This is a genomic window from Streptomyces sp. NPDC056296, from assembly GCF_042268605.1.
GTDB lineage: Bacteria > Actinomycetota > Actinomycetes > Streptomycetales > Streptomycetaceae > Streptomyces.
The window spans coordinates 84,500-95,895 of sequence record NZ_JBHJRX010000035.1; the positions used below are offsets into that span (position 1 = coordinate 84,500).

Below are 11,396 nucleotides of genomic sequence, written 5' to 3' on the forward strand. Positions count from 1 at the left end.
GGTCCGGCCGCCTTCCACACGGCTGAGCCGCGCCGCTGGCTGACGAGTTGGAGACTCCCACCGTCGCCACATGCCTTCCGTACCGCAGCACTCGCCTCCGAGGGCACCGTTTCCGATTTCATGCCTCGTCCGTTCTCGTCCGTGTCCTAGGGTGTTTGTCGTCCCGGGGGCACCAATCCGGGACTTCGTGCATTTGGCGGGAGTGATCTTGGGGTACGTCCGTCTGCTGCGCCGCCGCCGCGTCCTCGCTCTGTGGGGCGCACAGGCCCTCTCCGTGTTCGGCGACCGCCTGTACGCCATGGCGATCATGTGGATCGCGTGGCAGGAGTCCGGCGCCGCCGCGATGGGCCTCGTAGCGGTCGCAGAGTCCGTGCCGTACATCGTGATGGGCACCCTCGGCCGGAGGGTCATGGACCGCTTCGCGTCGCTGCGAGCGCTCGCCGGCGTCGACGCCGTCCGCGTCGTCCTCGTCGCCGCACTTCCGTGGGCGTGGGACGCCGGTGGCACTCCCACCATGCTCGCCCTGGCCACGCTCCTCGGCCTCGCCGGCGCTGTCTTCGACCCGAACCTCGGGGCTCTCGTACCCGACCTCGTGAAGCCCGAGGAGGTGCAGGCGGTCAACGGCCTCATGGACCTCACGGGCCGCATCGCCCGCATCGCCGGGCCTGGAGCCGCGGGCGCCCTCCTCGTGGTCGTCCCCGAGTCCGCCCTGTTTCTTCTGGACGCCACCACGTTCGCGGTGTCCGCCCTGGTGCTCGCCACGCTCGGTAGGGCCACCGACCAGGCCGTGGTCACCGGGCCAGTACCTCCTGAAGAGGCAGTCAAGCTGCGGGCCCGCGCCCTCCTGCGCGACCATCCCGCGACCGCTGTCGCCATCACCGTGCACGGTGCGGGCATCTTCGCCATGGCCGTGGCCTTCGCCATGCCCGCGTTCCTGGCGGCCAAGTTCGACGCAGGCGCCGGGGCGTACGGCATGGTCCTGGCCGCCACCGGGGCGGGCGCGCTCGCAGGGAACCTGATGGCAGGCAATATGAAGCTCCCGGCGAGCCCACCCGTCCGGTACTGCCTGCTGTGGGCAGGCTCCGGCCTGCTCCTGGCCGTCACCGGCTCGGCGGGCAGCCTGCCCGTCCTGCTGCTGATCTCGGCGGCCTCCGGCGCGGTGGCCCCGTTCCTCGGGGTCACGCTGCAGACCCACCTTGCCGGGTTTCCCCCGACCGCACGTCGGCGGCTCATGTCCGTCGACCTGACAGTGATCCGGGCCGCCGGAACAGCCTCCATGCTGATCGTCCCGGCCGCCGCAGCATCCTCGCCGAGGGCCGGCTTCTGGACCGGGGGGCTGGCGACGATTGTCGTGTCCGTCGCCGGTGCGGCGGCGGCCTGGCGCTGGACTCGCCAGGTCGCCCCGGCCGAGAAGGCGACCGTTCCCACGCGCGACTGACCGGCCACAGCGACCGTCCTGTTCTCTCGGACGGGAACGGCCGGGCCCCCGCCGAGGCCCGGCCGCTGCGGTGACGCTGCTCAGGTCACGCCGCGAGCCGCGTCCAGTGCTCCACGCCGATGTCCTCCAGCGGGATGCCGAGCTGCTGGTAGATCCGCTGGTGCATGGTGCCGAACCAGGCGTCCCGTCGGTCGTCGAAGAACTCCTGGTCGTACCAGGCGACGCCCAGGATCACGGTGCCGCCGCCGTTGGGGTTGCCCTTCTCGGCCTCGAAGTAGGTGGCCTGCGAGTCCCAGAGCATCAGCTCCTCCGGCCAACCCGGAACGGTTCACTAGGCTGAACTGCCACGACGCGAAGCGATCCTCGCTCCGTACGACGCGCGCATACGCTACGTGTGACCGTCACTCCCGTCAGCCGCGACAACCGGGGTCTTCTGCTTCGCTGGCCCGGTCTCGGTCGCGTGCCACCAGGTGCCGAAGTAGCGCACCGTCAACGCGGTGACGGCCTGCTCGGCGGAGACGACGGTCACCGCCCCGCCGACACTGTTCAGACGTATGGCGTGGCGGGTCATGGTCAGTTCCTTCTGGTCGGTGACGGTGGCGGCGTAGCACCGACCGGGCCCCTATTGGCGCGGCGCCGGCTCATACGTCGGCCTGGTAGACGAACCCCAGCGAGGCCAGGCCCTCGGCCCGGCAGAGCCGGTCCGATGCGCCCCCGACCTCGGTCTGCAGGAGTTGGTAGGCAGCCCCGTGCTGGTGCCCCCAGTGCATTGCTGCGCGCCACAGGGCCCGCCCGTAGCCGCGGCCACGGTGCTGGGGCAGGACGCCGAAGTACTGGGGCAGTAGTCGCGCGTATCCCCGGGCGTCGTTCATGGTCTCCATCGGCCCGATGGCGCCGGCCACCAGCCCGTCGTGGAGCACGGTCAGGACGGGGCCGACCGTCCCGGCCTGTATCTGTCCGTACAGGAACACGAACCCGTCCTCGGCCATCGCCGCGGCGAACGCCTGGAACCCGGCATCCTCGGGCAGCTCCTTGCACTCTCGGACCGGCACGCCGGGCGCATCCCCGGGCCCGGCGGTGAAGTCCTTGAGCTGTAGGCGCGTCCCCTGGGCGTACGCGTCGGGCTGGTCGGCACTCAGGAACCACACGATCCGGGCCTTGGCCGCGCCGTGGGCGAGGGCCAGTTTCCGGGCCAGGTCGGCTCCGGCCGACAGGCTGTCCGGCGCCGCCCCGTAGACGTGGACCTTGGCGACGCCCCGGCCGCGCTCGGCGAGGGTCGGGACGAGGGTCTGCAACTGGTCGTGCTCGATCGCGTCGACCAAGACCCGTTCGGTCTTGGTCTCGGCCCAGCGGCGGTCTTTGTCGTGCGGGAGGAAGCGGCCAGTACCGGCGTTGTCCACCACGGCCTCCAGGAGTTCATGGAGCGGGTCCCCCCAGCGCGCGGGTCCGAGGGTGGGCACGTACGGCACGGGCATCACGGGCTCGATCCAGCCCCAGTGAAAGCGCATGACCGCACGCTACCCACGCCGCACACACGCCGCAGGCCTCGGCACGAACTGGCCCGGAGCCTGCGGCGTCACCCGCCGGTCAGGGAACGGCTAGTGCGGGTTGTCGTCGCCGGCGGCGCACGAGCACTTGGCGCTGTCCATGACGGTGTCCATGTCGGTCACGGCGGTGATCCGGGTCACGGGCTCCACCGGCGCCAGGACGGGACGCGTCAGGTACGGCTGGCCGGTCTGGGTCGGCCCGTCGTCCGGGAGCGGACGCCGCGGCGAGATCTCGACGGCTACAGCGGTCATCTCTTCACCCTGCTTTCTTATCTCCGTGCTGGCAGTACGCCGCCAGCGGGGCCTTCGCCTCCTGGTAGTGCTTGGCCAGGGGCCTGCACACGCGGCAGGAACCGGCCAGGCTGCATCCCGAGCAGCCTCCAGTTCGAAGCATCAGGCGGTCCGCGATCGCGCCCAGCCGGGCCAGGCCCTCGATCCCCTCGTGGGGCAGGCTGATCTGGTCGTCGCGGCCGATCTTGCAGATGGACACCAGGCCGTGCGGGTCCATGTGGAAGAAGGTGTGACCGGCGTTGCAGCCGGTGAACTGCTTGCGGACGCGCAGGTGCTCCTTGGACTGCGCGGTCAGCACCTCGCCCCCGCCGTAGATGGTGGGCGTCATGTTGGTGAAGACCTCGGACTCGACGCACCACCGCCGGCACAGGTCGACCATGTCCTGTTCCTCGTGGCCGTTGTCCTCGGTGACGACGATGCTCATGCGCAGCGGCAGCCGGGCATGGCGGGCGGCGTTCATACCCTGCACGAACTGGTCCCAGGCGCCCGGGCGCTGCGTCAGCGCGTCGTAACTGGCCTTGGTGGCCCCGTACATGGAGACGGTGACGCGGTAGGGCGGGCACTCCCTGAAGAGGCGCAACAGGTTCTCCCGCCACAGCAGCGACCCGTTGGTCGAGACCGTGATCATCATGCCCAGCTCGAACGCGTGCCGGTAGGACCGCATGAAGTCCTTGTCGATGGTGGGCTCGCCACCGGTGACCTGGAGGAAGAGCACGCCAGCCTCGGCCATGACGTCCAGGCAGCGCCGCTTGTCCTCCCACGGCATGCCGGACTGCACCTTCAGCCCCAGGTAGCAGTGCTTGCAGTCGTAGTTGCAGCCGAGGTTGACCTCCCAGGACGCCTTGCCGTAGCTCCAGGAGGACGGCTGCCGGACGAGGAGGTATTCGCCGGACGGACGGCCGGTCACGTCGAGGTCGGGCCACTGCCCCCGGACCGCGTCGACAAGCCAGGCCGGGGCAGGCTCGGCAGGGTCGTGGGTGCGCAGTTCCTCGTACTGGGCCTCTGGCAGGAGGGCCCCGCCACGGCTGCCTGGCCGTACGAGCGTGTGCTGTTCCAGGAACGGGCTGGCGATCAAAGAGTGCACGAAGACTCCTCGGGTGGGTCGGTGTCGCTCCCGGCCGTACGCACCGGGGAGCACGGCCAGGAGCGGAAGGCCGACTGTCAGGACGCTGTGGACGAGGAAGCGATGGCCGCGAGCTGCCCGGTCTCTTCCTTGTGCGAGCAGATCGCGGCCAGGGCACGGCAGTTCAGGGCGAGGTCTTCGAGGTGGACGGCAGCCGTGCGGTTGTCCGGGCCGGGCCCTTGGCGCAGGGTGTGGTCGACGCGGCCCAAGAGCCAGCGGGCCGTCTCTCGGTCGGCGGTGTCGTGGCACTCGTCGTTGATCGCCTCGCCCACCTGCGGCACCAGGCGCCCGACGTGCTCGCGCAGGCGCGCGGTCAGCTGGTCGACCTGCTCGCGGTCCGGTACGCACAACGGCAGGCAGGAGGTGATGCTCAGCGCGTCAGTCCAGTCCTGCCGCGGGTCCGCCGTCGGCTTCGCGGGCTTCACTGCGCGCCTGCTTCGGCCGTCTTCTTCCTCGCCACGTCGAGGAGCTGGCTGATCGCGTCGGGGCTGCACAGGTCGGCGGGTCCGTCCATCGGGACCACCCAGCAGGAGCGCGCCCGGGGATGCTGGAAGTCGATTCCAGGGCAGGGAACGCCGAGGTAGTGGTCATCGCCGAAGCACTCGGTCTCGGGCTCTTGCCAGGACTCGCGGGCTTTCGAGGGGACGAGGCAGTAGTACCAGCCAGCGGTCTGGTCGACGAAGACAGGCCCACGGTGGAGGGCCGCGCTCAGGTAGGCGCTCACCCAGGCATGCTCCTCGCTGCCGGCGGCGGCGGTGATCAGAGAGGCGGGGACGCGGATGGCGGTGAACGCTCCGCCGCAGCGCAGCAGCGCCACTCCTCGGTCGTTCCAATCCCTCTGGGCCCGGTCACGGTTGTCCGCAGCGGCGAGCAGCCAGTTCGAGGCGGCCCTGTCCCGGGCCTGCACCAGCGCGCCCGCGGTGGTCACGACCGCCACCTTCGAGCCGTCGACTTGCCGAACGGGTCCCATGTCTGGCTGCCTCCATCTACTCTCGATTCCGTGATGGCCTCGACACTAGAAACCGCAGGTCGGGGCTGGAACTGACTGCGAGTACATGTGGCTTGAGCTCTAACCGTCGGGATGGACACCCCATGCGGCCTCGCCCTAACCGAACCCTGACCGCCAGTACGGGAACGCCTCCGCGCCCCCGCGCCGGCCTCATCTCCGGCTACGTCCTGCGCGTCATAAGGGAGCAGCAGGGCTACACGCAGGAGGAGGCGGCCGAGTACCTAGGCGTGAGCCTGGACACCGTTGCTGGGTGGGAGACGTCGCGCCGACCACTGACCGCCATTCCATACGGGCAGATGCTCACGTACCGGCACAGGCTGATGCTCATGGGCGCCTCGGCCGCACTGCTCCAGGCGTGGGAGCGGGCCCTGGAGGCAGACGTGCTCCTCGCGACAGTCCTCGACGAGGAGGCCCCCGTCGAGGAGAGCCCCCTCGCGGTGATGGTGATACAGCGCGAGCTGGGCGCCGTGCTGGCGTGGCCTCTAAACGGAGTGCCCCCGGAGCCGGTGCGGGGTCTGCCCGCCCCGGCCCGGCCCCGGCGCGGACCGGCGCCGTCCGGGCCGCAGTTCTCCCGGGAGGAGCGCCGGCGCTTCTTCACGCAGATGCGGACCACCGCCGAGCAGGCCCGTGGCCCCGGCCGGTTCCTGCTGCGCCGCCAGGCCTTTTACCTGTCCGGGTACGACACCGCCACGGACACCGCCGACTGGCTCGCCCACCAGCAGAAGGCCGAGCGCCCCGACGACTGGCTCAAGGGCTGGCTCAACGGCCGGTCAGTGGCGGCCGTCGCCGCCCGCCAGGGCGACCGCGACCGCATGGGCCACTGGATCGACACGGCCCTCCATGACGACGACGCAGGCGAGGCCGCCAACCTCAACTACTGGGCGTACTGGGTCGGCGAGATGCAGCACGTAGAAGTGTCCGACGATTTCATCGCCGACCGCACGCCGCGGCCCTGGCCCGGAGACCGGCTGCTCGACCACCTCGTCCAGGGCATGGCCCCCGAGCACGGATACGTGGACCTCAACATCCACACCGTGTGGTCCCTGCTCCAACTGCGACCCAACCTCCTGCGATCAGGAGGTGCCGCACGCGCCCAACGCGACCGGCTACCGATCATGTTGGATAGCCAGGAGCTCTCGCCACGTGGCAGACGGGAGCTGGAGAGCATCCACTACGCAATCCGCCTCGCCGAGGCGTGAGAGGAGCCCGAAGTGTCAGACGACCTTTCCGCGGTGGCGAACTTCCTCTACGAGGCGGGGACGCTCAAGCAGACGAAGCGCACCGGATGGTGGATGGCGGGCGTCCGGGACCCCGAGTCGGTGGCCGAGCACTCGTGGCGCACCAGCCTGATCGCGTCGATCATCGCGAAGCTGGAGGGCGCCGACCCGGCGCGGGCCGCGCTCCTCGCCGTCTGGCACGACACCGGCGAGACCCGGACTGGGGACGTCAACCACCTCGGCAAGAAGTACACCGACGGTGAAGCCGAGCCGCGCGTGATCGCAGCCGATCAGGTCGCCGACATGCCCGAGGCCTTGGCGCAGGCCGTGACCGACCTGATCGGCGAGTACGAGGCGCGAGAGTCCCCTGAGGCGGTGTGTGCGAGGGACGCCGACAAGCTGGAGTGCATGATCCAGGGCATCGAATACCGAGCCCAGGGATACGAGAACGCCCAGCGGTGGATCGACAACAGCCGCGGCCGGATCGTCACCAAGAGCGGCCAGGCCCTCGCGGACACCGTCCTGGAGACCGGTTCGCTCGACTGGCTCCGCGCCGCCCTCGGCGAAACGAAGCGCTGACCGAGCTGCCCGGTCGTCCTAGGCAGTGGAGGGCGGCCGGGCGCCGCGCAAGAGCCGACCGTGAACTCTGAGCTCGTGTCAACGAAGAAGCCGCCCGTGCACTCACGGTGCACCAAACGCAGCAAAAAAGACGGCCCCATAGGACCCGTAGGACCGTTGTCACTGGTCACGCGGTGTGACCGTGGTTGTGCCCGGAGCCGGACTTGAACCGGCACGCCCCCGAGGGGGCAGCGAGGTTTAAGCTCGCCGTGTCTGCATTCCACCATCCGGGCAGGCCATGGGCTCCGCGTCGAGTGCCCCGAGCCTATCGGGACGCCCCCCTCGAACAGCGGGCGGGCGGACCGATGTTGTCTTATTTTATTGGCGCCTGAGGGGGCATCAGCTCCGGGGGCAGGCCGTCCACACTCGCCAACACCCTCGCGTGCGCCGGTCGGCCACGCATGCGGAATGACGGAATTTCACCGTCTCTACAAGGGCGCCCGCCCCGTTCTCGCGCCGGCGGTGCCGCGGCGGGCCTGTCGGGGTCGCCCGTCATCCGCAGGTATGACACCGGCCCGCGCCGTCCGACCGAAGTCGCCCCTCGAAACCGGAACAGCGGCTGACTACACGCCGCCGCACGGCCGGAAGGATGGAGAACGACCCCGAACACACGCCGTACCGACAGGAGCGCCCTTCCCGTGACCACCGCACCCATCGCCGACCGGTCCACCGCCGTGGCCGCACGCGCCACGGAGCTTTCCAAGATCTACGGCCAGGGCGAGACCCAGGTGGTCGCGCTGGACCGGGTCTCCGTCGACTTCCGGCAGGCCGAGTTCACCGCGATCATGGGCCCCTCCGGCTCCGGCAAGTCCACGCTGATGCACTGCGTCGCCGGGCTTGACACCTTCTCCTCCGGCTCGGTGCGCATCGGCGAGACGGAACTGGGCTCCCTGAAGGACAAGCAGCTGACCAAGCTGCGCCGGGACAAGATCGGCTTCATCTTCCAGGCGTTCAACCTGCTGCCGACGCTCTCCGCGCTGGAGAACATCACCCTCCCGATGGACATCGCGGGCCGCAAGCCGGACAAGCAGTGGCTGGACTCGGTGATCCGGATGATCGGGCTGTCCGACCGGCTCGGCCACCGTCCCTCCCAGCTCTCCGGCGGCCAGCAGCAGCGCGTCGCCGTGGCCCGGGCGCTGGCCTCCCGGCCGGAGATCATCTTCGGTGACGAGCCGACCGGAAACCTCGACTCCCGCTCGGGCGCCGAGGTGCTGGGGTTCCTGCGCAACTCGGTGCGCGAGCTGGGGCAGACCGTGGTGATGGTGACCCACGACCCGGTGGCCGCCGCCTACGCGGACCGGGTGGTCTTCCTCGCGGACGGACGCATCGTCGACGAGGTGTACGGGCCGACGGCCGACTCGGTGCTGGACCGCATGAAGCAGTTCGACGCCAAGGGCCGCACCAGCTGACAGCTGACCCGGCCCCCGGCCCGCCCCCGGCCCGTCCCGGGCAGGCCCCGCCCCTGACTCGCCCGTACCTCCGACAGAGAAGACCCATGTTCCGTACCGCCTTGCGCAACGTATTCGCGCACAAGGCCAGGCTGTTGATGACCGTGCTCGCCGTGATGCTCGGCGTGGCGTTCGTGTCGGGCACCCTGGTCTTCACCAACACCATCTCCGACGCCCTGCAGAACAGTTCCGCCAAGGGCTTCGACCAGGTCGACGTCGCCGTGACCACCGAGTACCAGGAGGCGAAGGGCGACAAGGTCGGCGAGGCCCCCGAGCTGACCGACACCCTCCTCGACGACAGCGCGAAGGTGCCCGGCGCGGCCTCCGCCATCGGCGTGGTGACCGGGTTCACCGCCGTCGCCGACAAGGACGGCGACCTGATCGGCGACGGCTGGAGCACGCAGGGCGGCAACTACTGGGGCGCGAAGGACCCCCGGTACCCGCTGACCGACGGACACGCCCCGAAGGGCGCAGGCGAGATCCTCATCGACTCCAAGACCGCCGAGCGCACCGGCTACGGCGTCGGTGACACCGTGCGGATGTCCGTGGACGGCCCGGTCATCACCCCGAAGGTCGTCGGCGTCTTCACCACCGAGGACGGCAACGTCGCGGCCGGCGGCAGCCTCACCCTGTTCGACACGGCGACCGCGCAGAAGCTGTTCGGCAAGGCGGGCACGTACGACGAGATCGACGTCAAGGCGAAGGCCGGTGTCACGCAGGCGGCGCTGAAGGCGCAGCTGGACAAGGCGCTGCCGAAGGACCTCGTCGAGACGACCACGGGCAAGGAGCTGGCCGACGACCAGGCGGAGATGATCGCCTCGTCGATGAGCGGTATGAAGCAGGGTCTGCTGGTCTTCGCCGGTATCGCGCTGTTCGTCGGCACGTTCATCATCGCCAACACCTTCACGATGCTGGTCGCCCAGCGCACCAAGGAGCTGGCCCTGATGCGCGCGGTCGGCGCCTCCCGCCGGCAGGTGACGCGGTCGGTGCTGATCGAGGCGTTCGTGGTCGGTGTCGTCGCCGCGGTGACCGGCCTGCTCGCGGGTATCGGCATCGGCGCCGGGATGCGCTCCCTGATGGGCTCGATGGGCGCCGTCGTGCCCGACGGGCCGCTGGTGGTCTCGCCCGGCACGATCGTCGCGGCCCTCGCGGTCGGCGTCCTGGTCACCATGCTGGCGGCGTGGCTGCCCGGCCGCCGGGCGGCGAAGATCCCGCCGGTCGCGGCGATGAGCAGCGTGCACGCCAAGGCCACGACGAAGTCGCTGGTGCTGCGCAACACGCTGGGCGCGCTGGTCTCGGCCGCCGGTGTCGCGGTCGTCCTCGCGGCGACGACGATGAGCGGCTCCGACGGACAGGCCCCGATGGGCATGGGCGCGGTGCTGCTGATCATCGGCGTGTTCATCCTGACGCCGCTGCTCTCCCGTCCGCTGATCGCCGCCGCGGCTCCGGTGCTGCGCGTGTTCGGCGTCTCGGGCAAGCTCGCCCGGCAGAACTCGGTGCGCAACCCGCGCCGTACCGCCGCCACCGCCTCCGCGCTGATGATCGGCCTCACCCTGATCACCGGCATGACGGTGATGGCGGGCAGTCTGCAGAAGTCGATCGACAAGATGGCGTCGGCGTCGATCGAGGCCGACTACGTGGTCTCCATGGCCAACGGCAACTACCTCGACCCGGACGTCGCCGAGAAGCTCGGCAAGGCCGACGGGATCACCGCCATCAGCCCGCTGCGCAACGCGGAGTCCCGCGTCGACGGGGAGACCGAGTACCTCACCGGCGTCAACGGCTCCACGATCGGCGAGCTGACCGACCTCAAGGTCGAGCAGGGCGCCTTCGAGGTCGGCGGCACCAGCGTCGTCGTGGACGCCGACACCGCCGAGGACCACGGCTGGAAGGCCGGCTCCACCTTCACCGCCGCCTACGAGGACGGCGAGAAGCAGCAGCTGAAGGTCGCCGGTGTCTACGAGGGCAACGAGATGATCCGCGGCATCATGGTCGACCTTCCGACCGTCACCCCGCACCTGTCGGACCCGGTCGACATGCAGGTGATGGTGAAGATGTCCGACGGGGCCTCGTCGGCCGCGAAGGACAGCCTGACGCAGGCGCTGGACACCAACCCGGCGATCAAGATCCAGGACAAGCAGGACATCTCCAACGAGATCGCGAAGATGTTCACGCTGATGCTGAACATGCTCTACGGCCTGCTGGCCATGGCGGTGATCGTGGCCGTCCTCGGTGTCATCAACACCCTGGCCATGTCGGTCTTCGAGCGCTCCCAGGAGATCGGGATGCTGCGGGCGATCGGCCTGGACCGCAAGGGCATCAAGCGGATGGTCCGGCTGGAGTCCCTGGTGATCTCCCTGTTCGGCGGTGTGCTCGGCATCGGCCTGGGCGTGTTCTTCGGCTGGGCCGCCGGTGAGCTGATGGGCACCACGATGGCGACCTACGAACTGGTCCTGCCCTGGGGCCGGATGGGCGTCTTCCTGCTGCTGGCCGCCGTGGTGGGCGTCCTGGCGGCGCTGTGGCCGGCCCGCAGGGCGGCGCGCCTGAACATGCTCGACGCCATCAAGGCCGAGTAGCCGGTACGTGTGAGCAGGGCCCCGTTCCGTGCGGCTTGGGTTCAAGGGGTCGTCGCAACACCGCCTGGTTTCAGGTGGTGAGTAGATCACGTAGACGCTCGGCTGGGGTATCCCAGCCGAGCGTTTTGC

Annotated in this window: 12 protein-coding genes and 1 tRNA gene; 5 read left to right on the plus strand and 8 right to left on the minus strand. The window is 69.9% G+C overall.

Features of this window, described 5'->3' with window-relative positions:
• The first annotated feature begins 208 nt into the window (after nt 1-208).
• Entirely contained in the window at nt 209-1,438 is a 1,230-nt protein-coding gene (locus ACFCZF_RS25085) for an MFS transporter (RefSeq protein ID WP_376673565.1), read from the plus strand.
• A gap of 85 nt (nt 1,439-1,523) precedes the next feature.
• On the opposite strand, the gene ACFCZF_RS25090 is transcribed toward ACFCZF_RS25085, so the two are convergent.
• From ACFCZF_RS25090 to ACFCZF_RS25120, 7 genes are all read right to left on the minus strand, one after another.
• The gene (locus ACFCZF_RS25090) at nt 1,524-1,739 is read right to left on the minus strand and encodes a hypothetical protein (protein ID WP_376673566.1); all 216 of its coding nucleotides are present in this window, start codon (nt 1,737-1,739) and stop codon (nt 1,524-1,526) included.
• Between the two features lie 87 nt (nt 1,740-1,826).
• Nucleotides 1,827-2,009, minus strand: a complete 183-nt coding sequence (locus ACFCZF_RS25095) for a hypothetical protein (protein ID WP_376673567.1) — start codon at nt 2,007-2,009, stop codon at nt 1,827-1,829.
• Between the two features lie 70 nt (nt 2,010-2,079).
• Nucleotides 2,080-2,946 carry a GNAT family N-acetyltransferase gene (locus tag ACFCZF_RS25100; protein ID WP_376673568.1) on the minus strand — a complete coding sequence of 289 codons (867 nt, stop codon included), beginning with the start codon at nt 2,944-2,946 and terminating at the stop codon, nt 2,080-2,082.
• Between the two features lie 90 nt (nt 2,947-3,036).
• Entirely contained in the window at nt 3,037-3,237 is a 201-nt protein-coding gene (locus tag ACFCZF_RS25105; protein WP_376673569.1) for a hypothetical protein, read from the minus strand.
• Between the two features lie 4 nt (nt 3,238-3,241).
• Nucleotides 3,242-4,360, minus strand: a complete 1,119-nt coding sequence (locus ACFCZF_RS25110; RefSeq protein WP_376673570.1) for a radical SAM protein — start codon at nt 4,358-4,360, stop codon at nt 3,242-3,244.
• Nucleotides 4,361-4,437: 77 nt separating this feature from the next.
• The gene (locus tag ACFCZF_RS25115; protein ID WP_376673571.1) at nt 4,438-4,824 is read right to left on the minus strand and encodes a DUF6415 family natural product biosynthesis protein; all 387 of its coding nucleotides are present in this window, start codon (nt 4,822-4,824) and stop codon (nt 4,438-4,440) included.
• A complete protein-coding gene (locus ACFCZF_RS25120) occupies nt 4,821-5,369 on the minus strand; it encodes a hypothetical protein (RefSeq protein ID WP_376673572.1) in 549 nt (182 codons plus the stop codon). The genes ACFCZF_RS25115 and ACFCZF_RS25120 overlap by 4 nt, the downstream gene beginning before the upstream one ends.
• Before the next feature lie 122 nt (nt 5,370-5,491).
• Between ACFCZF_RS25120 and ACFCZF_RS25125 the strand changes: the two genes are divergently transcribed.
• Both ACFCZF_RS25125 and ACFCZF_RS25130 read left to right on the plus strand, forming a co-directional pair.
• Entirely contained in the window at nt 5,492-6,607 is a 1,116-nt protein-coding gene (locus ACFCZF_RS25125; RefSeq protein ID WP_376673573.1) for a helix-turn-helix domain-containing protein, read from the plus strand.
• Nucleotides 6,608-6,619: 12 nt separating this feature from the next.
• Nucleotides 6,620-7,204 (plus strand): HD family hydrolase, encoded by a 585-nt coding sequence (locus tag ACFCZF_RS25130; protein WP_376673574.1) that lies wholly within the window; start codon nt 6,620-6,622, stop codon nt 7,202-7,204.
• 188 nt (nt 7,205-7,392) lie between these two features.
• Here ACFCZF_RS25130 and ACFCZF_RS25135 read toward each other — a convergent pair.
• Nucleotides 7,393-7,476, minus strand: a tRNA-Leu gene (locus ACFCZF_RS25135).
• Between the two features lie 405 nt (nt 7,477-7,881).
• Here ACFCZF_RS25135 and ACFCZF_RS25140 point away from each other — a divergent pair.
• Both ACFCZF_RS25140 and ACFCZF_RS25145 read left to right on the plus strand, forming a co-directional pair.
• Nucleotides 7,882-8,652 carry an ABC transporter ATP-binding protein gene (locus tag ACFCZF_RS25140; protein WP_376673575.1) on the plus strand — a complete coding sequence of 257 codons (771 nt, stop codon included), beginning with the start codon at nt 7,882-7,884 and terminating at the stop codon, nt 8,650-8,652.
• An 86-nt stretch (nt 8,653-8,738) separates the two neighbouring features.
• Nucleotides 8,739-11,267: an ABC transporter permease gene (locus ACFCZF_RS25145; RefSeq protein ID WP_376673576.1), complete on the plus strand. Its 2,529-nt coding sequence runs from the start codon at nt 8,739-8,741 to the stop codon at nt 11,265-11,267.
• Nucleotides 11,268-11,396: the final 129 nt, after the last annotated feature.

Coding starts and splice junctions, on each gene's coding strand:
- ACFCZF_RS25090 (WP_376673566.1), bottom strand. CDS start 1,739: ATGCTCTGGGACTCGCAGGCCACCTACTTCGAGGCCGAGAAGGGCAAC.
- ACFCZF_RS25095 (WP_376673567.1), bottom strand. CDS start 2,009: ATGACCCGCCACGCCATACGTCTGAACAGTGTCGGCGGGGCGGTGACC.
- ACFCZF_RS25100 (WP_376673568.1), bottom strand. CDS start 2,946: ATGCGCTTTCACTGGGGCTGGATCGAGCCCGTGATGCCCGTGCCGTAC.
- ACFCZF_RS25105 (WP_376673569.1), bottom strand. CDS start 3,237: ATGACCGCTGTAGCCGTCGAGATCTCGCCGCGGCGTCCGCTCCCGGAC.
- ACFCZF_RS25120 (WP_376673572.1), bottom strand. CDS start 5,369: ATGGGACCCGTTCGGCAAGTCGACGGCTCGAAGGTGGCGGTCGTGACC.
- ACFCZF_RS25125 (WP_376673573.1), top strand. CDS start 5,492: ATGCGGCCTCGCCCTAACCGAACCCTGACCGCCAGTACGGGAACGCCT.
- ACFCZF_RS25145 (WP_376673576.1), top strand. CDS start 8,739: ATGTTCCGTACCGCCTTGCGCAACGTATTCGCGCACAAGGCCAGGCTG.